This is a genomic window from Burkholderia sp. SRS-25 (assembly GCF_004343765.1).
Taxonomy (GTDB): Bacteria; Pseudomonadota; Gammaproteobacteria; order Burkholderiales; family Burkholderiaceae; genus Burkholderia; species Burkholderia contaminans.
Map to the genome: position 1 here is coordinate 152,974 of NZ_PTXM01000011.1, position 23,567 is coordinate 176,540.

The 23,567-nt window shown below is 67.0% G+C and carries 20 protein-coding genes; 13 read left to right on the plus strand and 7 right to left on the minus strand.

Going from position 1 to position 23,567, the window contains the following annotated elements:
- Positions 1–431: 431 nt before the first annotated feature.
- The 3 genes from C5O79_RS17265 to C5O79_RS17275 all read left to right on the plus strand — a co-directional run bounded on the left by C5O79_RS17265 (position 432) and on the right by C5O79_RS17275 (position 3,239).
- Complete coding sequence (locus C5O79_RS17265; protein ID WP_124472911.1) at positions 432–932, plus strand: GNAT family N-acetyltransferase; 501 nt, start codon at positions 432–434, stop codon at positions 930–932.
- A gap of 272 nt (positions 933–1,204) precedes the next feature.
- Entirely contained in the window at positions 1,205–2,800 is a 1,596-nt protein-coding gene (locus tag C5O79_RS17270; protein ID WP_122477103.1) for a thioredoxin family protein, read from the plus strand.
- 73 nt (positions 2,801–2,873) lie between these two features.
- Entirely contained in the window at positions 2,874–3,239 is a 366-nt protein-coding gene (locus C5O79_RS17275) for a 5-carboxymethyl-2-hydroxymuconate Delta-isomerase (RefSeq protein ID WP_046548726.1), read from the plus strand.
- Between the two features lie 77 nt (positions 3,240–3,316).
- Here the strand turns inward: C5O79_RS17275 and C5O79_RS17280 are convergent, their stop codons facing one another.
- Positions 3,317–3,574 carry a DUF4148 domain-containing protein gene (locus C5O79_RS17280; RefSeq protein ID WP_122477557.1) on the minus strand — a complete coding sequence of 86 codons (258 nt, stop codon included), beginning with the start codon at positions 3,572–3,574 and terminating at the stop codon, positions 3,317–3,319.
- A 246-nt stretch (positions 3,575–3,820) separates the two neighbouring features.
- Positions 3,821–5,224 carry a GntP family permease gene (locus tag C5O79_RS17285; protein WP_046548724.1) on the minus strand — a complete coding sequence of 468 codons (1,404 nt, stop codon included), beginning with the start codon at positions 5,222–5,224 and terminating at the stop codon, positions 3,821–3,823.
- Positions 5,225–5,540: 316 nt separating this feature from the next.
- On the opposite strand from C5O79_RS17285, the gene C5O79_RS17290 reads away from it, so the two are divergent.
- The 5 genes from C5O79_RS17290 (at position 5,541) to C5O79_RS17310 (ending at position 11,298) form a co-directional block, all read left to right on the plus strand.
- Positions 5,541–7,019 (plus strand): sigma 54-interacting transcriptional regulator, encoded by a 1,479-nt coding sequence (locus tag C5O79_RS17290; RefSeq protein ID WP_131931513.1) that lies wholly within the window; start codon positions 5,541–5,543, stop codon positions 7,017–7,019.
- A 54-nt stretch (positions 7,020–7,073) separates the two neighbouring features.
- Complete coding sequence (locus C5O79_RS17295; protein WP_122477101.1) at positions 7,074–7,601, plus strand: BON domain-containing protein; 528 nt, start codon at positions 7,074–7,076, stop codon at positions 7,599–7,601.
- Between the two features lie 61 nt (positions 7,602–7,662).
- On the plus strand, positions 7,663–7,935 hold the full coding sequence (locus C5O79_RS17300; RefSeq protein ID WP_081421152.1) for a hypothetical protein: 273 nt from the start codon (positions 7,663–7,665) through the stop codon (positions 7,933–7,935).
- A 102-nt stretch (positions 7,936–8,037) separates the two neighbouring features.
- Complete coding sequence (locus C5O79_RS17305) at positions 8,038–8,337, plus strand: H-NS histone family protein (RefSeq protein ID WP_046548721.1); 300 nt, start codon at positions 8,038–8,040, stop codon at positions 8,335–8,337.
- A 603-nt stretch (positions 8,338–8,940) separates the two neighbouring features.
- The gene (locus tag C5O79_RS17310) at positions 8,941–11,298 is read left to right on the plus strand and encodes a GNAT family N-acetyltransferase (RefSeq protein WP_122477099.1); all 2,358 of its coding nucleotides are present in this window, start codon (positions 8,941–8,943) and stop codon (positions 11,296–11,298) included.
- Between the two features lie 688 nt (positions 11,299–11,986).
- Here C5O79_RS17310 and C5O79_RS17315 read toward each other — a convergent pair.
- The 3 genes from C5O79_RS17315 to C5O79_RS38390 form a co-directional block, all read right to left on the minus strand.
- On the minus strand, positions 11,987–12,538 hold the full coding sequence (locus C5O79_RS17315; protein ID WP_039349620.1) for a hypothetical protein: 552 nt from the start codon (positions 12,536–12,538) through the stop codon (positions 11,987–11,989).
- A gap of 168 nt (positions 12,539–12,706) precedes the next feature.
- Entirely contained in the window at positions 12,707–13,528 is an 822-nt protein-coding gene (locus C5O79_RS17320) for an IclR family transcriptional regulator (protein WP_046548719.1), read from the minus strand.
- A gap of 112 nt (positions 13,529–13,640) precedes the next feature.
- On the minus strand, positions 13,641–13,955 hold the full coding sequence (locus C5O79_RS38390; RefSeq protein ID WP_163008997.1) for a hypothetical protein: 315 nt from the start codon (positions 13,953–13,955) through the stop codon (positions 13,641–13,643).
- A gap of 236 nt (positions 13,956–14,191) precedes the next feature.
- On the opposite strand from C5O79_RS38390, the gene C5O79_RS17330 reads away from it, so the two are divergent.
- The gene (locus tag C5O79_RS17330) at positions 14,192–15,040 is read left to right on the plus strand and encodes an ureidoglycolate lyase (RefSeq protein ID WP_122477097.1); all 849 of its coding nucleotides are present in this window, start codon (positions 14,192–14,194) and stop codon (positions 15,038–15,040) included.
- A 189-nt stretch (positions 15,041–15,229) separates the two neighbouring features.
- Here the strand turns inward: C5O79_RS17330 and C5O79_RS17335 are convergent, their stop codons facing one another.
- Positions 15,230–15,613, minus strand: coding sequence for a VOC family protein (locus tag C5O79_RS17335; protein WP_131931515.1), 384 nt, complete (start codon positions 15,611–15,613; stop codon positions 15,230–15,232).
- Positions 15,614–15,863: 250 nt separating this feature from the next.
- On the opposite strand from C5O79_RS17335, the gene C5O79_RS17340 reads away from it, so the two are divergent.
- Complete coding sequence (locus C5O79_RS17340) at positions 15,864–16,508, plus strand: ABATE domain-containing protein (RefSeq protein ID WP_122477094.1); 645 nt, start codon at positions 15,864–15,866, stop codon at positions 16,506–16,508.
- 35 nt (positions 16,509–16,543) lie between these two features.
- On the opposite strand, the gene prpR is transcribed toward C5O79_RS17340, so the two are convergent.
- Positions 16,544–18,526 (minus strand): propionate catabolism operon regulatory protein PrpR, encoded by a 1,983-nt coding sequence (gene prpR / locus C5O79_RS17345; RefSeq protein ID WP_122477092.1) that lies wholly within the window; start codon positions 18,524–18,526, stop codon positions 16,544–16,546.
- Positions 18,527–18,696: 170 nt separating this feature from the next.
- Here prpR and prpB point away from each other — a divergent pair, with 170 nt between their 5' ends.
- The 3 genes from prpB to acnD all read left to right on the plus strand — a co-directional run bounded on the left by prpB (position 18,697) and on the right by acnD (position 23,554).
- A complete protein-coding gene (gene prpB, locus C5O79_RS17350; protein WP_039349639.1) occupies positions 18,697–19,590 on the plus strand; it encodes a methylisocitrate lyase in 894 nt (297 codons plus the stop codon).
- Between the two features lie 115 nt (positions 19,591–19,705).
- Positions 19,706–20,878 (plus strand): 2-methylcitrate synthase, encoded by a 1,173-nt coding sequence (prpC, locus tag C5O79_RS17355; protein WP_046548714.1) that lies wholly within the window; start codon positions 19,706–19,708, stop codon positions 20,876–20,878.
- An 81-nt stretch (positions 20,879–20,959) separates the two neighbouring features.
- The gene (gene acnD, locus C5O79_RS17360; RefSeq protein ID WP_122477089.1) at positions 20,960–23,554 is read left to right on the plus strand and encodes a Fe/S-dependent 2-methylisocitrate dehydratase AcnD; all 2,595 of its coding nucleotides are present in this window, start codon (positions 20,960–20,962) and stop codon (positions 23,552–23,554) included.
- The last annotated feature ends 13 nt before the right edge of the window (positions 23,555–23,567 follow it).

Consider the following 23,567-nt stretch of genomic DNA (forward strand, 5'->3'; position numbering starts at 1 on the left):
GCATGGTGTCGCGCGGATGCGTTGGCCGTCGCCTCGATCCTGTGCAACGCGCGCTCGTGGTGCGCGGGCCGGGACGTCGGCACACGCCGGCCCGGCGCATGCCGGGGTGGGCGGCGCCCAGTCTAGGGAGACGCCGTGACGTCGGCGTGATGAAGACATGACATCGCATGTCGTGCGCGTGACGTTGCGTGCGCAACGATGGATCGGAGAGCGACGCACGACGGAACGGGTCAGGAATTACCGACTGCGGTGTGAGAATCGGTCAGATTTTTCCTGTTCGCGAGGGCGTGGCGTGATCGCGTGTCGTTGCGACTGCAACGGCATCGCATGACGCCCGTGTTTCAAATGCGTGAAATCGGATAAGCTCGACAGGGCGCTGCGCAGGTGCGCAGCCCGCGCGACTGGCGCGACTTTTCGGAACCGGCCCACCCATGACCGACATCACGATCCGGCACAGCGAGGCGCACGACGTCGACGCGATCCGGCAAATCGCCGCGCATCCCGCGGTGTACGCGAATACGTTGCAGCATCCGTTTCCGTCGCTCGAGAAATGGCAGAAGCGGCTCGACGGCGCGCGCGAGCACGGCGTGAGCCTCGTCGCCGAAATCGACGGCGTGGTGGTCGGCCATCTCGGCCTGCATCCCGAACAGAATCCGCGCCGTCGCCATGCGGCAGGGCTCGGCATGATGGTCGACGCGGCGCGCCACGGGCGCGGCGTCGGCGGCCGGTTGCTCGCGGCTGCGATCGATCTCGCGGAAAACTGGCTGAACATCACGCGTCTCGAGCTGACCGTGTTCACCGACAACCGCGCGGCCATCGCGCTCTACGAGAAGCATGGCTTCCGGGTCGAGGGTGAATCGCCGGGCTATGCATTGCGCGACGGCGTGCATGAGTCCGTGTATCACATGGCGCGGATCAAGGCGCGGCAGTGAAGGCTCGGCCGACACGTATCTGAAAGCACGCTCGGCCGCGATGCCGCGCGTCATATTCATTCGAGAATTCGTTCGTTTTCTCCCGGCTGTGCCCGTCGTATCGTCAAAGGATTTGCCGGCCGCCTCGGCCGGCGTGCGTTTTTCCGAAACGATCACGCGCGGCGTTGCACGTCGGCAGGCTTCAGCGTCATCGCTTCATGGCTGTAACTTCACAACCATCGCTTCGCGCGCCGCACTTTCCCGCAACCGTCTCTTTCAACGGACCCGCTTCGATGAAAACCGCTCTCCGGAATCTGACTGCCGCCTGCCTGCTCGCCGCCGCGGGTGCGGCGCTTGCCGCTGCCACGCCCACGGGTGCCCCGGTGGCGAGCGCAGCGCCTGATGGCGCGCACCTGCCGCCCGGCATCGCGTGGCAGCACGGCGACGTCGACGCCGCCTTCGCGCTGGCGAAGCGCACCGGCAAGCCGCTGCTGCTCTACTGGGGCGCGGTGTGGTGCCCGTCGTGCAATCAGGTGAAATCGACGATCTTCAGCCAGCAGGCATTCAAAGCCCGCTCGTCGTTCTTCGTGCCCGTGTATCTCGACGGCGATACCGAAAGCGCGCAGAAGCTCGGCGAGCGTTTCAAGGTGCACGGTTATCCGACGATGATCCTGTTCCGCCCCGACGGCACCGAAGTGACGCGGCTGCCGGGCGAAGCCGATCTCGATCGCTACATGCAGGCGCTGTCGCTCGGGATGACGGCCGCTCACCCGGTGCGGCAGACGCTCGCGACCGCGCTGAAGAATGGCGCATCGCTGACGCCGGACGAATGGCGCCTGCTGGCCGACTATTCGTGGGATACCGACGGCGCGCTGCCGGTGGCGGCCGATCGCGTCGCCGAGACGCTGCAGACGCTCGCGCAACGCGCGCGCGCCGCGGGCGCGAAGGCCGAATCGGCGCGCTTCGCGCTGAAGTCGGCCGTGGTCGCCGCGTCCGACGATCCGGTGCAGGCCGGCGCACTCGACAAGGCGGCGCTTGCCGATTCGCTGCGCACGGTGCTGCAGGATCCTGTGTTGTCGCGTGCCGATTCGGACGTGCTGGTCGCGGCGCCCGCGCGCGTGGTCGCGTATCTCGGCGGCGACGACGCGCAGCATGCGAAATTGCGCGGCGCATATGACACGGCGCTTGCGCGCCTGTCGACCGACACCACGCTGTCGTCGATCGACCGGCTGATGGCACTGCACGGCCGCGTGCTGCTCGCGCGCGGCGATGCAAGCAAGGGTGCACCGCTTGCCGCGCCCGCGCTGGCCGACACGGCGCGCAAGCAGATCGCCGCGTCGGTGCAGGGCGCCGCGAATGCGTACGAGCGCCAGGCGCTCGTCAGCGAAGGTGCGGACACGCTGACCGACGCGGGGCTGTACGACGAGTCGGATGCGTTGCTGAAGGCCGAGTTGCCGCGTTCGGCCACGCCGTACTACTTCATGTCCGGGCTGGCTGCGAATGCGAAGGCGCGCGGCGACAAGGCCGCGGCGCTCGACTGGTACCGCAAGGCCTATGACTCGGCGAGCGGGCCGGCGACGAAGCTGCGCTGGGGCGCGACCTACTTTGCGAATGCGGTCCAGCTGGCGCCGGACGATTCGGCTCGCATCGAAGGGATTGCCGCGAGCGTGCTCGCGCAGGCCGGCAAGACGCGCGATGCGTTCTACGGCGCGAACCTGCGCGCGCTGACCAAGGTCGTCACGCAGTTGAACCGCTGGCGCGGCAGCGGCGCACACGATGCATCGGTCAAATCGATCGCGAAGCAGTTCGACGGCATCTGTGGGAAACTGCCGGCCGGCGATCCGCAGGCAAGCGCCTGCGCGCGCCTGATCCAGCCGGTCAAGGCATAGATCCGGTGGCACTGCGTGGGCTTTCGGGATGGCTTCCGGCGCTTGTCCCGATACCCACGAGGCCACCTACACCATGCCCCACCTGACGCTCGAATATTCCGCGAACCTCGACGGGTTCGACGCCGGCGCGACCTTGCGCGCGCTCAATGCCGCGCTTGCCGCGTCCGGTCATTTCAACGAGCTCGACATCAAGAGCCGCGCATTGCGGTTCGATACGTTCGCGGTCGGCACGTCGCCGGCGCCGCGCGCGTTCGTCCACGCGAAGCTCGCGGTGCTGAGCGGCCGGACGACCGACGTCAAACGTGAATTTTCGGAGCAGGTGCTGGCGGAACTGAAGCGGCACGTCGTTGCGCCGCCCGGCACGCACCTGCAGCTGAGCGCGGAAATACTCGAACTGGAACGCGAGTCCTACGCGAAAGCGAGCATCGAGCCGCGCTGAGCGGACGGTGCGGTGCGTGCTCCGCGAGCCGGGAGCGTGGCGCTGATGCGCGCACGGCCGGCGGATTCGAAACCGGACTATTGGCCCGGGGAGTACGCGCCGCGATTGCCGGCGACCGCGGCCTGCGGCGCACCCTGCTGCCGCGCGATCTTCGCCTCGGCAGCCTGAATGCTGGCCGGGTAGAACCAGTCGCTCGGCTGGAAGCCGGCTTTTCTCAGTGCAACCACTTCGGAATGAACTTCGGCGCGCGTGAGCGGCTGGCTGGTTTGCGCCTGCGCGGCGAGGGGCGCGGCGAAGGCTGCAGCGAGGGCGATGGTGCGGATGAGCGGGTTCATGAGCGGATACCTCCAGGTTTTCGACGGCGCCGATCGCATGCGATCACCGTTGAAAGCAGTGTAGGCCTCGCCCGACGCGCGAAAAATGCCGCTGCGACCAACGTAGTGTTTTGCTGCGGATAACAATGAGTGAGCCGGCGAGCGCGCGTGGGCGGCGGGCGGCAAAAAGGGGGAGGAGTGGAGGAGAAGCCGGCCGCATCGACGCGGCCGGCAGGTGGCGGCCCGGAGACGGGCCGCTGCGGGGTGTTACACGAGCCCCGTCGTGTAGTACACGGCGATCACGAAGAACACCGCGAGTGTCTTGATGATCGTGACCGCGAAGATGTCGCGATACGACTGGCGGTGCGTGAGGCCCGTGACCGCGAGCAGCGTGATCACCGCGCCGTTGTGCGGCAGCGTGTCCATGCCGCCGCTGGCCATCGCGACGACCCGGTGCAGCACGTCCAGCGGGATATTCGCGGCTTGCGCACCCTTGATGAACAGGTCCGACATCGCGGCGAGCGCGATGCTCATGCCACCCGACGCCGAGCCCGTGATACCGGCGAGCGAGCTGACCGACACGGCCGCGTTGACGAGCGGGTTCGGAATGCTCTTCAGTGCATCGCTGACGACGAGGAAGCCCGGCAGCGCGGCGATCACGCCGCCGAAGCCGTATTCCGACGCGGTGTTCATCGCGGCGAGCAGCGCACCGGCGACGGCGGCCTTCGAACCGGCCGCGAAGCGCCCGCTCACCCGCTTGAATGCGGTCAGCACGACCAGCACGATGCCGAGCAGCAGTGCAGCCTCGACCGACCAGATCGCGACGACGGTCTTGATCGACGTCGTGACCGGCGCGTGCACGCCGGGCAGCACTTCCGGCGCGACCGTGTACGACGCGGCGCCGTACCACTGCGGAATCAGCTTCGTGAACGCGAAGTTCGACACGCCGACCAGGATCAGCGGCAGGATCGCGAGCGCGGGATGCGGCAGCGACGTGGTTTCGACACGCTCCGGCTCGTTGACGAGCGACGTGCCGTAGCCTTCACCCTTAGCCATCGCCGTACGGCGGCGCCATTCGAGATACGTGAGGCCGACGACGATGATGAACAGCGAGCCGATCGTGCCGAGCACCGGCGCGGCCCAGGCGGTCGTCTTGAAGAACGTGGTCGGGATGATGTTCTGGATCTGCGGCGTGCCGGGCAGCGAATCCATCGTGAACGAGAATGCGCCGAGCGCGATCGCGCCGGGCATCAGTCGTTTCGGGATGTTGCTCTGGCGATAGAGTTCGGCCGCGAACGGATAGACCGCGAACACCACGACGAACAGCGATACGCCGCCATAGGTGAGCAGCGCGCACACCGCGACGATCACCGCATTCGCGCGTGAACGGCCGATGTAGCGGATCGCCGCGTGGACGATCGACTCGGAGAACCCGGAGAGTTCGATCACCTTGCCGAACACTGCGCCGAGCATGAATACCGGGAAATACAGTTTGACGAAGCCGACCATCTTCTCCATGAAGATGCCGGAGAAGACCGGTGCGACGGCGGCGGGTTCGGTCAGGAGCACCGCGCCGAGTGCGGCGATCGGCGCGAACAGGATCACGCTGTAGCCGCGATACGCGGCAAACATCAGGAACGCCAGCGCGGCGAGGACGATCACGAAAGACAAGGGAGTCTCCTAATGGCTTTGGTTGTTGTTCGATCGCGGGACGCGCCGCGGACCGGCTCAGGTTCGTGCAGGTTTCGTGCCATCGGCCGGATTGCGCCGCCGGACGCGGGTCCGCCGGAGACTGGCGGGCCCGCGCCGGTCGTTGTCTGAGGATTCTACATAAAACGTCTCGATCCGGAGACGAAATGGCCGTCCGGCCAGCCCGTGGAATCAGGCACGGCTTTCCTGGACAACGCATTGCGGCGTGTCTCCAGAGTGAGATAATCCGTCTCGTTCCGGAGACTGCCGGCCCAAGATACACGGAGACGACGACACGATGATGAATGACTGGGTCCGCCTGCCCGTCAACTACGGCGACGTGCTGCGGCGCGCCGCCGAGTCGCTGTTCCGGACCTTCGAGGATTCGAGCGCGGGCACGGTGGTCGTCGATCGCGATGCGCGTGTCGTGTGGATGAACGAGCGGTACGCCGCGCGCTTCGGTTTCGCCGATCCGCAGCAGGCCGTCGGCCTCGACTGCGAGGCCGTGATTCCGAACAGCCTGATGCGCGAGGTCGTGTCGACCGGGCAGCCGATCCTGCTCGACATCATGGAGACGGGCCGCGAGCCGCTCGTCGTCACGCGGCTGCCGCTGAAGAACGAGGCCGGCGAGACGGTCGGCGCGATCGGCTTCGCGCTGTTCGACCAGTTGAAGACGCTCACGCCGATTTTTTCCCGCTACGCACAGCTTCAGCAGCAGCTGATCGCGACGCAGCGTTCGCTCGCGCAGGCGCGCCGCGCGAAATACACGTTCGCGAGCTTCGTCGGCACGAGCGCCGCGAGCCTCGAAACCAAGCGCCAGGCGCGCCGCGCCGCGCAGGTCGATTCGCCGGTGCTGCTGCTCGGCGAGACGGGCACCGGCAAGGAACTGCTCGCGCATGCGATTCACGCGGCGTCGGCGCGTGCACTCCAGCCGCTCGTGACCGTCAACGTCGCCGCGATTCCCGACACACTGCTCGAAACCGAATTCTTCGGCGCGGCACCCGGCGCGTACACGGGCGCCGATCGCAAGGGGCGCGTCGGCAAGTTCGAGCTGGCGGATCGCGGCACGCTGTTTCTCGACGAGATCGGCGACATGCCGCTGCCGCTGCAGGGCAAGCTGCTGCGCGTGCTGCAGGACAAGGAATTCGAGCCGGTCGGCTCGAACCGGATCGTGCGCGCCGACGTCCGGATCATCGCGGCCACGAGCGCCGACCTGCCGGCGCTGGTCGCGGCCGGGCGTTTTCGCGCGGATCTCTATTACCGGTTGAACGTGCTGACGATCCACGCGCCGCCGCTGCGCGAGCGCGCGTCCGACATCGCGGCGCTCGTCTACGCGACGCTCGAGGAGCTGGCCGCGCAGCACGGGCGCGCCGCCCATTGCGAGCTGACCGACGATGCGCTGCAGATGCTGTGCGCGTATCCGTGGCCAGGCAACGTGCGCGAGTTGCGCAATACGCTCGAACGCGCGCTGATGCTGTCGGACCGGTCGATGATCGATGCGCGCGCGCTCGCGCCGTTCCTTGGGCCGGTGCGCGTATCGACGGACGGGGCCGCACCGGCACAACCGCTGGCCGCGCCACCGGTCGAGCGGCGCGCGGGCGAGCGGCCTGCTGCGCCGGCCGCTTCGTATGCCGATGCATTGGTGGCGTGGGAGCGCCAGTTCCTGACCGATGCGCTGGCGGCCTGCGACGGGAAGGTGGTGGAAGCGGCCGCGCGCATCGGGATCGGCCGCGCGACGTTGTACAAGAAACTGGCGGCGCTGGGCATCGACCGGTAAGCCAGACGGCCAAGCCGGCGCGCCCGGACGTGAAGCATCGAACAGGAGATCACGATGAAACGGATCGGCATCGCAGCGTGGCTGACTATTTTGCTGTCGACCTCTGCGTTCGCGCAGTCCGGTGACACCGATGCGCCCGAGGTCCGGCGCAACTGGTACAACGATCCGTTCATCGCGCTGTCGCGGGACGTGGCCGAATGCCCGTTGCCGCTCGGCCCGTGGATGACCCGGGCCGAGATGACCGACGACGCGCATTACCGCGCCGAACGCGGCACCACCTGCTGGCTCGCGCATCGCTGCACGAAGCCGAATTCGTATATGTATGACGCACCGATCGCCGACGCCGTGAAGGCGCACTTCGCCGGCTCCGATCGGCTGCATGGCACGAGCCTGTGGATCACCGTGCAGCGACGTTTCATTTACGTCGAAGGATGTGCGGATACGGCGTTTGATCGGCAGGCGTTGCAGCGCGAACTCGAGGCGCTTCCCGACGTCGAGCAGGTGTTCGTTCGCATCACCGACGATCCACGCAAGCGCTTGCCGTACAAGGCGCGCGGGCAACCCGGCCGTACGCCGGACTGACGGCCGAAGGGCCGCGCATGGCATACTCGCGACATTCAAAAAAAGGTTGACGGGAACAACAATGAAACACATGCTTGCGTCGGTCTGTCGGTGGCCTCGGGCGGCCGTTGTCTTGGCTCTGGTTGCAGGGCTCGGCGGGTGTGGCGGCAGCGCGCCGCTGTTCACTTCGGACGGGCGTCCGACTACCCAGGTGCAATGCACCGGCAGCGACTGGAGCAATTGCACGGACAACGCACGGGCGATCTGCAACGGCGATTTCGAAGTGATTCAGCAATCGAGCGATGACGCCACGCGAAATCTTCTCTTTGCGTGCAAGAAAAAGAGCGGTTATTGATCCCGAGATAACCGGCTGGGGAGCCACGATCGGGCGAAGCGTTTTTCTGTTGGCTGAGAGTCATCTATTTTTCACGAATAACACTCACGGAGTCCCATCCATATGGCGACCTACAGGCAACTGACCGCGCAGCTCGAACGGCTTCAGCAAAAGATCGACAAGGAACGCGAAAAGGCGATTGCCGATGCGATTGCCGATATCCGCGCGAAAATCGAGGAATACGACATTACGCCGGAAGAACTCGGGTTTCGTCCGGTAAGTGCGGCCGCTGGCGCAGCCAGGCCGAAGCGTGTGTCGCCGCCGAAGTATATGAACCCGAAGACGGGTGAAACCTGGAGTGGCCGCGGGCGCTCGCCGACGTGGCTCGGCAAGAATCGCGAGCGTTTCCTGATCAAGGACTGACTCCCGAAAAACCTCACCTTTCGCGTACTGACTGACGGTGCGAACGGCCATGCGGCCGTCGCACCGTTTTGTTTTTATGCATGCCCGGCGCGATTCCCGATGGCGTATTGAACTGCGACGCCGCGCAATTAACGGATCCCGTTTTGCGAATTCGCCGCGATTCGACGGGATATCGCGGCGAATTCCGGTAAACAGTCGTGCAATTGCGCAGCACATGCGCATGGGCCTGCGCCATTCTCGCGGTGCACGCGTGCTGCAAATTCCGATCACCTTTGGCGTGTTGGCGCGTGGCGCCGTGCAATTCCCGAAGAGTCTCACCATGGCTCCTGTAAATCCTCACCTTTGACGAAGCGGATGCAGCGTCGCGCTGCACGCCTGCACCGTGTGCGCCGAGCGAATGTGCTCGGACGGCGCGCGGCGATGGCTTCCGTACTGGTGTTGCAGGCCCATGGTGCGAGCGTTGACGTGAGTCGAACAGTCGGCCGTTCGGCATATAGGCAGCCGCATGCGCTTCGCCTATGCTTGGAGTTCGCGTCGATCGGCGTATGGCTTGCCCGTGCCGCATGCCGATCGGGTCGTCTTTCGTTACCGCAGGGAGCCGATGTGACCGTTCGCCATCTCGATGCGTTGTTCCAGCCCAAGTCCGTTGCGGTCGTCGGTGCGTCGTCGCGCGCGGGCAGTATCGGCGCGATGGTGTGGGCGCGCGTGCTCGACGGTGCATTCGAGGGGCCCGTGTGGCCCGTCAATCCGAAGTATCGTGACCTGCACGGGCATCCGGTCGTTGCCGATGTCGACCGGTTGCCCGCGCCGCCGTCGGTGGCCGTGATCTGCACGCCGCCCGCGACCTGGGCCGGCATCGTCCGCAAGCTCGGCGAGCTCGGCACGCGCGTTGCGGTGATCATCGGCGAGGCGCGCACCGATGCCGATCGCGCCGCGCTCGATCGCACGCTGAAGGCGGCGAAGCCGTTCGTGCTCCGTATCGTCGGGCCGGGCAGTCTCGGCGTGCTGTCGCCTGCACGGCACGCTCATTTCGGCGCGCCGGCCTACACGGCGCGATCGGGCGGCGTCGCGTGGGTGTCGCAATCGAATGCGCTGACGAACGCGGTGCTCGGCTGGGCCGATGCGCGGGGCCTCGGCTTTTCGCATGTCGTTGCGCTCGGCGCCGAGTCCGACGTCGATGCGGGCGACGTGCTCGACTATCTCGCGAGCGATCCCGGCACGCGCGCGATCCTGCTCGAACTCGATACCGTGCGCGCCGCGCGCAAGTTCATGTCGGCCGCGCGCGCCGCTGCGCGCAACAAGCCGGTGCTCGCCTTGCGCACCGGCCGCGCGGATCCCGGCGACGCGCTCTATACGGCGGCGTTCCAGCGCGCGGGGATGGTGCGTGTCGATGCGCTCGACGATCTGCTCGACGAGATCGAGACGCTTGGCGTCGGCCGCGTCACGGCGCGCGGCGCGGCCACGCTCGTGACGAGCGATGCGGGCGTCGCGAAGCTCGCGGTCGATGCGGTGGCCGAGGTGCGCGATGTGCTGGCCGACTGGTCGCCCGCGGCCGCGTCGGCCGTGTCTGCGGCACTGCCGCATCTCGCATCGCCCGGCAATCCGCTGACGCTGGGCGACGATGCGCGCCCCGAACACTTTGCCGCGGCGGTCAAGGCGCTCGCGCCGTTCCCGCAAACGGGCACGCTGTTCGTCGTCCACTCGACTTCCCACAGCGCGCCGGCCGATGCGGTGGCGCACACGCTGATCGAATCGCGGCAGTACGCGCACCGCGGCATCTTCGCGTGTTTCTTCGGCGCGGTCGACGCGGCGACGCGCGATGCGCTGCATGCGAACGGCATTCCGGTGCACACCACGCCGCAGCGGCTCGCGCGCGCCTATGCGCGTCTCGTCGACTACAACCTCGGGCGGCAGCTGCTGATGCAAACGCCCGAGGGTACGCCGCTGCAGCCGGCCGAGTGCGTTGCATCCGCGCAGGCGGATGCGCGCCGGATGGTCGAAGCCGGCCAACATGAGCTGGCCGGCGAAGCCGCGCTGCGCTGGCTGTCCCATTTCGGCCTGCAGGGCGAGCCGGCCGTTGAGCCGGCCGGGAAGAAAGTCGTCGATGTCACCGTCGACATGTACGACGATTCGAATTTCGGCCCGGTGTTTCGCTATGCGGTGCCGCCCGCGGACGGCGTATCGGCGCCGTTCGTCGTCTATGGCCTGCCGCCGCTGAACACGGTGCTCGCTCGCGCGGTGATGGAGCGCTCGCCGTATGCGCGCAGCACGCCCATCGAGCCGACGCTCGACGCATTGACGGCGCTGTCGCAGGTCGTCTGCGACGTGCGTGAAGTCGTTGCGATGTCGGTCACGCTGCGCGTGCTGTCCGATCGCGCGCACGTGATTGCGCCGCACGTCACGCTGGCAGCGGGGCGCAGCCGGCTCGCGATCATGCCGTATCCGCGTCACCTCGAGGAGACGCTCGAGTGGCGCGGCGAGACGGTGACGATCCGCCCGATCCGTCCGGAAGACGAGGCCGCGCACAACGAACTGCTCGGCGCGATGACGCCGGAGGATCTGCGGATGCGTTTCTTCGGTGCGGTGCGCAGCTTCGATCATTCGCAGGTCGCGCGCATGACGCAGATCGATTACGACCGTGAGATGGCCTTCATCGTGTCGTTCACCGATGTGTCGGGGCGCGACCACACGCTCGCGGTGGCGCGCGCGGTGGCCGATCCCGACAACGAGACCGCTGAGTTCGCGATCGCGGTGCGACCCGATCAGAAGGGCAAGGGGCTTGGCCGGCTGATGATGACCCGCATCATCGACTACGCGCGCTCGCGCGGAACCGCATGGATGATCGGCGAAGCGCTGCGCGAGAACTCGGCGATGATCTCGCTGGCGAAGGCGTGCGGGTTCGAGGTGTCGACGACGGAGGAGCCTGGTGTCGTGGGCTTCAGGATGAAGCTGCAGCCGTAGCGTGTGTCGGCGGCCCGACGCGCGGCGACGTTGCATGCGGTGGATATCTCCGGCCTCCTGTACGTCCGGAATGTTGCCGGTCAGGAATACAGCGCATTCGAACCCGCCGCGCGATCGAACTAGCCGAGCAAGTGTCGGCGCTTGTTCGCAGCGGAAATATCGACGCACAAATGGCACCGATCAGGCACCGCGAGACGCGTACCGCTTGCCGCGATATCCGTCCCGCACCGCTGTTTCAGACAAGGTGTCCGCACGCATTTACCGCCGCATTCCACCCTCGAAAATTCGTCGTTACCCAAAAGGTGAGACTTTTCGGGAGCTGTCGGTGAGCTTCTCCGGGAAGTGTTGGGGTGAGCCGATACGGGAGCACTTGGTGAGCCGATACAGGAGCACTCGGTGAGCCTTCCCCGGAGTGGCCGGTGAGCGTCTGCGGGAGCCGCCGGTGAGCCTTTCCGGGGCACATCGGTGAGGGTCTGCGGGACGTATTGGTGAGCACATCCGGGAGACCCGGGTGAGGGTTTCCAGGAGCCTTGGTGAGCCTTTTCGGGAGGTATGGGTGAGCGCTTGCGGGATGCAAAGGTGAGGCTTTTCGGGAGCGTCCGGATGCACGTCTCCCGCAAGCGCAGCGCCGGCCTGGGCCGACGTTATGCGGGGGGCGGGCACGCACGAACCGTGCCCATGACCACGTTCAGGCAGCGAGTTTCGATGCCGCGTCGTTCACCTGGTCGCGCGAAATCGCGAGTTCCTCGAGGTGCGGATCGGCGTAGACCGCGCCGGTTTCACGCTCGAGGCGGGCGATCGTCAGCGCACAGCGCGCGGTGTCCTTCGGCATCGCGATGAAGCGCTTGACCGATTCGCCGGACGTGAACGCTTCGAACAACGCGCCGCGCACGTCGTCCGGGAGCGTCTTGGTCCACTGATACGGCTTGCCGTTGAACGTGATCGACGGCGGCAGCGTGCGTTCCTTCTTGGTCGCCGTGATGAGCCCGTAGGTGCGGGCCGCGTCGCCGATCTGCTCGGGCGAGAAGAGTTCGTCGGGCGTGATGTCGAACTGCTCGATGTAGCTCTCGATCGCCTGCATTGCAGCGGTACGATCGTCGCGCTTCTTCTGCGCGCGCGCGACGATATCGCGCAGCTCGTCCGCCTCTTCGGGCGTGATCGTGAAGCTTGCCTGCTTCTGCTGAAGTTCGGAGAAACGCTGGAATTCTTGATCGTTCAGAAGTTTGGCCATGACATCCATCGGACACGACGGCCGCGACAACCGGCCGCCGTAGTTTTTGAGAGGGCCGCTATTTTAGCGTAGCGCCGTGGGCGCACGATATGGCACCGTGCATCGCGCTACGCGGAGGGGGGCGCGACCGCGGGCGACGCGATGGCGCCGCCCCGGGCGCTCCGCCGAGCCTGCGCGTCAGCAGGTCTCGTCGCGGCACATCGACAGATGGGCGGCCGTCTCGCGCAGCCCTGCGACGACCGTGTCGACGGACGGCGCCATATGCGCATCGATCCGGCGCATGTACGGGCAGGTCAGCACCGCGATCGCATGACCGGACGGCCCGAGGATCGGCGCGCTCAGGTCGGTCACGCCGTACGCCTGGCGGCTGTCCTGGCGCAGGTAGCCGTCATGCCGGATCGATTGGCACGCATACGCGAGTTCCTGCTCGTTCAGCGGCGCTTCGCCCTTGACCTTGCGGTGCTCGGCGAGCATGTGCGCGCGCTGCTCGGCGCCCTGGAACGCCAGCATCACGCGTCCCGATGCCGTATCGGCGAGCCCGACGCGCGAGCCGAGCCGGACCGACACGCCCCACGGGCCGGGCCCGTCGACCTGTGCGATCACGAGCAGGTTGCCGCGATCGTAGACGGACAGGTGGCACGATTGCTCGGAGGAATCGGCGAAACGCTGCATCGGCGGCAAGGCCTCGGCGATCAGCCGGTTCATCGGCGGATGGCGGTGCGCGAGCGAGAACAGCTTGAGGCTGAGCGTGTAGCGGTCGCCGCCGGTCGAGCGCATCACGTAGCGGCGCGCGACGAGGCGTTCGAGCATCCGGTAGATCTCGCTCGCGTTGCGGCCGAGTTCCTTCGTGATTTCAGTGCGGGTGAGGCCTTCTTTCTGCTCCGACAGGAGTTCGAGAATGTCGAGACCCTTGTCGAGCGCGGGAGCGCGATAGCGGTCGATTGCGCCCATCGATTCCCGTGCGTCGCAGCCGGGAAGCAGGTCGTTGGTTGTTTGCATTGTCGGTGTGAAGTTGGGGGATTGCCGTCGGTCGGTTGGCGACGCACGCTGACCAATTCTGCAACCCGCTTGTGTCGAGCCCACGTGTGGCAACGAAGGCCACCGTTTGAGCTTAACAACAAACATTTAGTGTGCAATGCAGCGTCTTTTTACCGATCGTTACCGGATAAGAACGGATCAGTTCGCTCTCGGGATGACAGGGAAGCCCCGAATACCCCGTATTCATGACAGGTGGCAACGGTTCAAGGTGTTCGAAAGGAAAGCGGGCGGTGGCGCTGCCCTTGATGCTGCGACGCAGCGTCCGCGGGCGCACCAATAGTCGGTATCCGTCGTGCGTCATTTCACGCTGCGCGGCCGGTGGTACAAAGACTGGCGGGCCAGCGACGGTGCGGCCGCGCATGAAGCCGGCCGGAATGGGTCGGACCATGTCGCGGGTGCCGGGCCGTCGTCGCCGATGCGCAGACCGGCGGCCGCCCGTTCGATGTGCGCCATACTTCCGTGCGGCGCCACGATCGCTGCGCCCGCGCGACCCTCGCGCGTCGACGGCATGCCGGATGCGGCGCCGACGCGCGCCATCGACGATCGACAATCAGTCCGGCCCGCGGCCGTGAAGGGCCGCGTCGGCCGGAATCCTGTCCCATTCGACAACAGAGGTTGAGCACGATGAAACTGCTTCGCTATGGCCCGTCCGGCCAGGAAAAGCCCGGGATTCTCGACGCGGACGGCCGGATTCGCGACCTGTCCGCGCATGTGCCGGACCTGTCCGGCGATGTGCTGTCCGACGCGAGTCTCGCGCGGCTGCGCGCGATCGATCCGGCCACGCTGCCGCTGGTGTCGGGCGAGCCGCGCATCGGCGCGTGCGTCGGACATGTCGGCAAATTCATCGGCATCGGCCTGAACTATGCCGATCACGCGGCCGAAGCCGGCATGCCGGTGCCGAAGGAGCCGGTCGTGTTCGGCAAGTGGACGAGTTCGATCTGCGGCCCGAACGACGGCATCGATATCCCGAAGGGCTCAGTCAAGACCGACTGGGAAGTCGAGCTGGGCGTCGTGATCGGCAAGACCTGCAAGGACGTCGACGAAGCGCGCGCGCTCGATTACGTCGCGGGCTACTGCGTCGTCAACGACGTGTCGGAACGCGAATGGCAGATCGAGCGAGGCGGCCAGTGGGACAAGGGCAAGGGCTTCGACACGTTCGGCCCGGTCGGTCCGTGGCTCGTCACGCGCGACGAGGTGCCCGATCCGCAGCGTCTCGATCTGTGGCTCGAGGTCGACGGCCACCGCTATCAGAACGGCAACACGCGCACGATGGTGTTCACGGTCGCGCAGCTGATCGCCTATCTGTCGCGCTGCATGAGCCTGCAGCCGGGCGACGTGATCACGACCGGCACGCCGCCGGGCGTCGGCATGGGCATCAAGCCGTCGCCGGTGTTCCTGAGGGCCGGGCAAGTGGTGCGCCTCGGGATCGAAGGACTCGGCGAGCAGTTGCAGAGCACGCGCGACGCGCAATGAGTGCTTGAGCGGCGCGGGCTGGCTGGAGGATGCGGCCACCTGCACGCTGGCCGTGTTGCCCGACACGTCGGCATGACCGCCGACGGCGACCCACGCGAAAGCGCAGCGAGATAGCCGAAAACCAGGGGCCCGATTCCGTGCGAGGCGGAATCGGGCCCTTGTCGCTCGTTCGCGCGCGTGCGAGGCGGATCAAACGACGTTGTCGAGTTCGCAGTGCGCTTCGAGCCGGTAGCCGTCGGGGTCGACGACGAACGCCGCGTAATAGCCGGGGCCGTAGTGCTCGCGTTTGCCGGGCTCGCCGTTGTCCTTGCCGCCGTGCTCGAGCGCGGCGCGGTAGAACGCGTCGACCTCGACCGGCGACGCGGCCTTGAACGACAAGTGCAATCCCGACTCGGGATCGGCCACGACGGGGCGAGCGGCGTGCTCCAACCAGAGCTCGGGCTCGGTTGTGCCGTATCCGATGGCGCCGTCGTCGCTATACAGACGCTTGTAGCCGAGTGCGCCGAGCGCGCTGTCGTAGAAGGTGCGGCTGCGGTCGATGTGGGCAACGCCGAAGGAAAGGTGGTCGATCATCTATGGCTCCTTGGACTGAGGGGGGAGGTCAGTGCGGCAAACCTGCTTGGAGACACCATGCCAGCCGCCTGTAGCGAGGCGCGCCAAGCGTGCTGTCGTCGTGCATGCGGCTGGCGGTGTGGATAACCCTGAACGAAAGACGATCGATCATCTGTGCCTCCCTGGATTGAAAGGGACGTCGGTACGGCAAACCCGTTTTTAACCGCCATGCCGGTTATGTTAGAAATCGCTCGGGCGCTTGTCAACCTGCATGGTGGTTAGATACGATCCGGGCATGAGCGATACGCAACCTTCCGTCACGATGGACTGCCTGATCCCGGCGCCACCCGAAACCCTGAGCATTGATTTCGCGAATACGCTGTATTGGCGCGGCAGCGATCCGCCGACGGAAACCTTCGGCACGATGGACGACCTGCTGGCGTGGTGTCGCGAGCAGGCCGGCGTGCCGGCCGGCCTGGCGGAAGCGTGTCGCGCGCTCGGCGAAGAGGCGGGTGAACCGGCGATGCTGGCGCACGCGCTCGCGTTGCGCGAGGCGCTGTATCGGCTCTTTCTTGCGCAGGCCGAGCAGCGCGAGCCGCAGGCCGACGATCTCGCGCTGCTCGGCGGCTTCCTGGCGGAAGCGGCGCCGCGCGTCGCGCTGGCACGCATCGACGGCGGTTATGCGTGGCGGATCCGGGAGGGGCGTGCGACGCTGGCGGGGCTGCTGAGCCCGGTACTGTGGTCGGCGATCGACCTGCTCGGCGGTGCGCGGCTCGCGAAGGTCAAGCGTTGCGCGAACGATGCCTGCCGGTGGCTGTTCATCGACGACAGCAAGAACGGCAGCCGCCGCTGGTGTTCGATGTCGTCGTGCGGCAATCGCGCGAAGGCGTACCGACACTATCACAAGGCCGACTGACGGTCGGCCCGTTCACTGCGCGGCAGCCGCCCTGTTCATTTCGCCGACAACTTCCGCCACAGCGTCGTCTTGCTGATGCCGAGCATCGCACACGCGCGGTCGCGGTCGCCGCCGCACGCGTCGAGCACCGCGCGGATCTCGTCGGCTTCCGCACGACGTCGGCGAGCGTGCAGTGTCTGCACATCGTCGCTGTCGGCCGCGTCGGGTGGTGCCGCGAACAGCTCGGGTGCGATCGCCTGCAGCGCGTCGGGATCGAGCGCGCCGCATGCAGCGGCCGGATCGTTTTCATCGGCTTCCTCGGCGAGCTCCACCGCGATCCGCTCGATTACGTTCTGCAGTTCGCGCACGTTGCCGGGCCACCGGTAGCGCGCAAGCGCAGCCTGCGTCGCGCCGAGCACGCGCGCGGCATCGTCGGCATCGCGCAGGCGTTCGGCCAGGCGCGGTTCGCGTCGTGCGGCCTGCACGAGCAGCGTGGCCGCGAGCGCGGGAATGTCGGCTGCGCGCTCGCGCAGCGGCGGCAGGCCGACGTTCAGGATGTTGAGCCGGTAATAGAGATCCGCGCGGAACGTGCCGGCCTCGACGGCCGCGAGCAGCGGACGGTGCGTCGCGGCGATCACGCGTACGTCGATGCGGATCGGCTCGGTCGAGCCGAGGCGGATCACCTCGCGTTCCTGCAGCGCGCGCAGCAGCCGGCTCTGCAGCGACGGCGGCATCTCGCCGATCTCGTCGAGAAACAGCGTGCCGCGGTGGGCGGCTTCGAACAGGCCGGTCTTGCCGCCGCGCCGCGCACCGGTGAACGCGCCTTCCTCATAGCCGAACAACTCGCTTTCGAGCAGCGCCTCCGGAAACGCGCCGCAATTGACCGCGACGAACGGGTAGCTGCGCCGCGCAGAGAGCGCGTGCAGGCTTTGCGCGATCATTTCCTTGCCGGTGCCGCTTTCGCCGAGCACGAGCACGGTCGCGTCGGATTTCGCGTAGCGGCGCACGAGATCGCGCACGCGCGCCATCGGCGCCGATGCGCCGACCACGTCGTCGAGCGCGTAGCGCGCCGCGAACTGCTGCGTGGTCGGCTGCGAACGCAGCGCACGATCGAGCCGTTCGACCGCGCGCGATTCCTGGAACGTCAGCACGCTGCCGGACGTGACGCCGCGATCGACGAGCGGCCCGCGATGCACGACGTAGCGCACGCCGCGCACGGTCGCGAGCGCGTCGCCGTCCTCGCCGCGCAGCGTGCGCAGCTCGGGCCGCAGGTCGACGAGCGCGCGGCCGACGGCCGCCGCGGGTTCGACCCCGAGCGCCGACGCGAGCCGCTCGTTGATCGCTTCGACACGGCCACGCGCGTCGAGCGCGACCACGCCGTCGCGCAGGTGCTGGAGCAGGTTGTCGAGCCGCTGGCGGCGGAACGCCTCGGCATGCGTCGCATACGCGACTTCGAGCGCGGTATCGACGGCCTTGCGTACCGACGCGTGCGAATACAGGAACACCGCGCCCATGCCGGCGCTGGCCGCGAGATCGGTGACGAGCCCGGGGCCGACGATCGTCTCGATGCCGCGGTCGCGCAACTCGTGCACGCAGGCTTCCGCTTCCTGCGCGGACTGATATGACGCAAACTGCACGTCGAGGCCGTACGCGGCGACGAAGCGGCGCACTTCGGGCGGTGTTTCCCCGGCGCTGACGAGCGCGATCCGCGACGCGTCGCGCCGGGCGCGCGCGAGCGCCTGCATCACGTCGAAGCCGGTCGGCGACACGACCACCACCGGCACCTGCGCACGTGTTTTCAGGAAGCCGCCGTTCGAGCCGGCCGCGACGATCACGTCGGGCCGCGCGGTGCCGGCCTCGGCGATTGCGCTGAGCGCATCCTCATAGGCGCGCGTGACGATGCGCACATCGGCGCGTTCGTCGAATTCGCCGGCGATCTCGCGAAACAGGTCGCGCAGGCGGCTGATGCCCATCGCCCAGATGCGCGGGCGCGCCGCGCGATCGGCCGGGCCGACGGGCTTGGTCGAGGAGAGGTCCATGGCGGTCGATTATGCGCGCGCGATTTCATTTTTGAAACATGAAATTGCTGAATTGAAATCGTCGGACGTGGCTTCGCCCCGGCCAGGTGCTTAAGAATCAGTGGGTTAGCGACGTTGCGCGAGCTGGCCCGGTCCTTGCTGTTAATGGTCGTTCCTTCAGGAGGCCGTTCATGAGCAATACGCATCTTCAGAGCGCCGGCGCGAAATTCCGCGCGGCAGTCGCGGCCGAGCAGCCGCTGCAGGTGGTCGGCGCGATCACCGCGTACGCGGCCAAGATGGCACAGGCCGTCGGCTTCAAGGCCGTCTACCTGTCGGGCGGCGGCGTCGCCGCGAACTCGCTCGGGATCCCCGACCTCGGCATCAGCACGATGGAAGACGTGCTGATCGACGCGAACCGGATCACCAACGCGACCGACCTGCCGCTGCTGGTCGACATCGATACCGGCTGGGGCGGCGCGTTCAACATCGCGCGCACGGTGCGCTCGTTCATCAAGGCCGGCGTCGCGGCTGTGCACCTGGAAGACCAGGTCGGCCAGAAGCGCTGCGGCCACCGTCCGGGCAAGGAAGTCGTGCCGATCGAGGAAATGGTCGATCGCGTCAAGGCGGCGGTGGATGCACGTACCGACGACCAGTTCGTGATCATGGCGCGTACCGACGCCGCCGCCGCCGAAGGGATCGACTCGGCGATCGAGCGCGCGGTGGCCTATGTCGAAGCCGGTGCGGACATGATTTTCCCGGAAGCGATGAAGACGCTCGACGACTACCGCCGCTTCAAGGCCGCCGTGAAGGTGCCGATCCTCGCGAACCTGACCGAATTCGGCTCGACGCCGCTGTTCACGGTCGACGAGCTGCGCGAGGCGAACGTCGACATCGCGCTGTACTGCTGCGGCGCGTATCGCGCGATGAACAAGGCTGCGCTGAACTTCTACGAGACGGTGCGCCGCGACGGTACGCAGAAGGAAGCCGTGCAGACGATGCAGACGCGTGCCGAGCTGTACGACTTCCTCGGCTATCACGAATACGAGCGCAAGCTCGACGAGCTGTTCGCGCAGGGCAAGAAGTAAGCACCCGCGCGCCGGGACACGATTCCGGAGAGCCTTGCATGGGGCCGCACCAGGCGCTGAAGCGCCAAGTCCGGCCGACAGCCCATACCCCAGATACACATTGGAGAGCAGAAACATGAGCGAGACGAAAGACGCAGCAGCACCGGCCGCCGCAGGCGCATTCAAGCCGAAGAAGTCGGTGGCGCTGTCGGGCGTGACGGCCGGCAACACCGCGCTGTGCACGGTCGGCAAGACCGGCAACGACCTGCACTATCGCGGCTACGACATTCTCGACGTCGCCGAATCGTGCGAATTCGAGGAAATCGCGCACCTGCTCGTTCACGGCACGCTGCCGAACCTGACCGAACTGGCCGCGTACAAGACGAAGCTGCGCGCGCTGCGCGGCCTGCCGAACGCGCTGAAGGCGGCGCTCGAGCAGATCCCGGCGTCGGCCCACCCGATGGACGTGATGCGCACGGGCGTGTCGGTGCTCGGCACCGTGCTGCCGGAGAAGGACGACCACAACCTGCCGGGCGCACGCGACATCGCCGACCGCCTGATGGCATCGCTCGGCTCGATGCTGCTGTACTGGTATCACTTCTCGCACAACGGCAAGCGCATCGAGACGGAAACCGACGACGACTCGATCGGCGGCCACTTCCTGCACCTGCTGCACGGCAAGACGCCGTCGAAGTCGTGGGTCGAGGCGATGCACACGTCGCTGATCCTGTACGCGGAGCACGAGTTCAATGCGTCGACGTTCACCGGCCGCGTGATCGCGGGCACGGGCTCGGACATCTACTCGGCGATCACCGGCGCGATCGGTGCGCTGCGCGGCCCGAAGCATGGCGGCGCGAACGAAGTCGCGTATGAAATCCAGAGCCGCTACAGCTCGCCGGACGACGCCGAAGCCGACATCCGCCGCCGCGTCGAGAACAAGGAAGTCGTGATCGGCTTCGGCCACCCGGTCTACACGATCTCCGATCCGCGCAACAAGGTGATCAAGGGCGTCGCGCACAAGCTGTCGAAGGAAGCGGGCGACGTGAAGCTGTACAACATCGCCGAGCGCCTCGAATCGGTGATGTGGGAAGCGAAGAAGATGTTCCCGAACCTCGACTGGTTCAGCGCGGTGTCGTATCACATGATGGGCGTGCCGACCGCGATGTTCACGCCGCTGTTCGTGATCTCGCGCACGTCCGGCTGGAGCGCGCACATCATCGAGCAGCGCATCGACAACAAGATCATCCGCCCGAGCGCGAACTACACCGGTCCGGAAGACCTGCAGTTCGTGCCGATCGAGAAGCGCTGATCGTCCGCCGCGCGCGCCGGCGCCCGTGATGCGGGCGGCCGGCGCGCGCGGAACGCCTTACCCCGAATTCCGCCCCACACCATGAATACCGCCAACCGCAAACCCCTGCCCGGCACGTCGCTGGACTATTTCGACGCGCGTGCCGCGGTCGAAGCGATCGCGCCCGGCGCCTACGACACGCTGCCGTACACGTCGCGCGTGCTCGCCGAAAACCTCGTGCGCCGCTGCGATCCGGCGATCCTTGCCGATTCGCTGAAGCAGATCATCGAGCGCAAGCGCGAACGTGATTTCCCGTGGTTCCCGGCGCGCGTCGTGTGCCACGACATCCTCGGGCAGACGGCGCTCGTCGATCTCGCCGGCCTGCGCGACGCGATCGCCGACGGCGGCGGCGACCCGGCCAAGGTGAACCCGGTCGTGCCGGTGCAGCTGATCGTCGACCACTCGCTCGCGGTCGAATGCGGCGGCTTCGATCCGGACGCGTTCGCGAAGAACCGCGCGATCGAGGATCGTCGCAACGAGGATCGCTTCCACTTCATCGAGTGGACGAAGAAGGCGTTCGAGAACGTCGACGTGATCCCGCCGGGCAACGGCATCATGCACCAGATCAACCTCGAGAAGATGTCGCCGGTGATCCAGGCGCAGGATGGCGTGGCGTTCCCGGATACCTGCGTCGGCACCGACAGCCACACGCCGCACGTCGACGCGCTCGGCGTGATCGCGATCGGCGTCGGCGGGCTGGAGGCGGAGAACGTGATGCTCGGCCGTGCATCGTGGATGCGCCTGCCGGACATCGTCGGCGTCGAGCTGACCGGCAAGCGCCAGCCCGGCATCACCGCGACCGACGTCGTGCTCGCGCTGACCGAGTTCCTGCGCAAGGAAAAGGTGGTCGGCGCGTACCTGGAGTTCCGGGGCGAAGGCGCGGCGAGCCTCACGCTCGGCGACCGCGCGACGATTTCGAACATGGCGCCCGAATACGGCGCGACGGCCGCTATGTTCTTCATCGACGGCCAGACGACCGACTACCTGCGCCTCACCGGCCGCAGCGACGAGCAGGTGAAGCTGGTCGAGACCTACGCGAAGGCGGCGGGCCTGTGGGCCGACACGCTGAACAACGCGCAATACGAGCGCACGCTGACGTTCGACCTGTCGAGCGTCGTGCGCAACATGGCCGGCCCGTCGAATCCGCACAAGCGGCTGCCGACGTCGGACCTCGCCGCACGCGGGATCGCCGGCAAGTGGGAAGAGAAGGCGGGCGAGATGCCCGACGGCGCGGTGATCATCGCTGCGATCACGAGCTGCACGAACACCAGCAACCCGCGCAACGTGATCGCCGCGGCCTTGCTCGCCCGCAACGCGAACGCGCGCGGCCTCACGCGCAAGCCGTGGGTGAAGAGCTCGCTCGCGCCCGGCTCGAAGGCGGTCGAGCTGTACCTGGAAGAAGCGAACCTGCTGCCCGAACTCGAGAAGCTCGGCTTCGGCATCGTCGCGTTCGCGTGCACGACCTGCAACGGGATGTCGGGCGCGCTCGATCCGAAGATCCAGCAGGAGATCGTCGATCGCGACCTGTACGCGACCGCCGTGCTGTCCGGCAACCGCAACTTCGACGGCCGCATCCACCCGTATGCGAAGCAGGCATTCCTCGCGTCGCCCCCGCTCGTCGTCGCGTATGCGATCGCCGGCACGATCCGCTTCGACATCGAGAAGGACGTGCTCGGCCACGATCAGGACGGCAAGCCCGTCACGCTGAAGGACATCTGGCCGACCGACGAGGAGATCGACGCGATCGTCGCGTCGAGCGTGAAGCCCGAGCAGTTCCGCAAGGTCTACGAACCGATGTTCGCGCGCACGGCCGATGCGGGCGAACGTGCGGCGCCGCTGTACGACTGGCGTCCGCAGAGCACGTACATCCGCCGTCCGCCGTACTGGGAAGGCGCGCTTGCCGGCGAACGCACGATGAAGGGCATGCGTCCGCTCGCGGTGCTCGGCGACAACATCACGACCGATCACCTGTCGCCGTCGAACGCGATCCTGCTGGACAGCGCGGCCGGCGAATACCTCGCGAAGATGGGCCTGCCGGAAGAAGACTTCAACTCGTACGCGACGCACCGGGGCGACCACCTGACCGCGCAGCGCGCGACCTTCGCGAACCCGACGCTGATCAACGAGATGGCGATCGTCGACGGCGTGGTGAAGAAGGGCTCGCTCGCGCGCGTCGAGCCGGAAGGCAAGGTCATGCGGATGTGGGAAGCGATCGAGACGTACATGAATCGCAAGCAGCCGCTGATCGTCGTGGCCGGCGCCGACTACGGCCAGGGCTCGTCGCGCGACTGGGCCGCGAAGGGCGTGCGGCTCGCGGGTGTCGAGGCGATCGCCGCCGAAGGCTTCGAGCGGATCCATCGCACGAACCTGATCGGGATGGGCGTGCTGCCGCTCGAGTTCAAGCCCGGCACGAACCGGACGACGCTCGGCATCGACGGCACCGAGACCTTCGACGTGATCGGCGAGCGCACGCCGCGCGCCGACCTGACGCTCGTGATTCACCGCAGGAACGGCGAGCGCGTCGAGGTGCCGATGACGTGCCGGCTCGATACGGCCGAGGAAGTGTCGATTTATGAGGCGGGCGGCGTGCTGCAGCGCTTCGCGCAGGACTTCCTCGAATCGTCGCAGGCGGCTTGATCGCGTCACACAG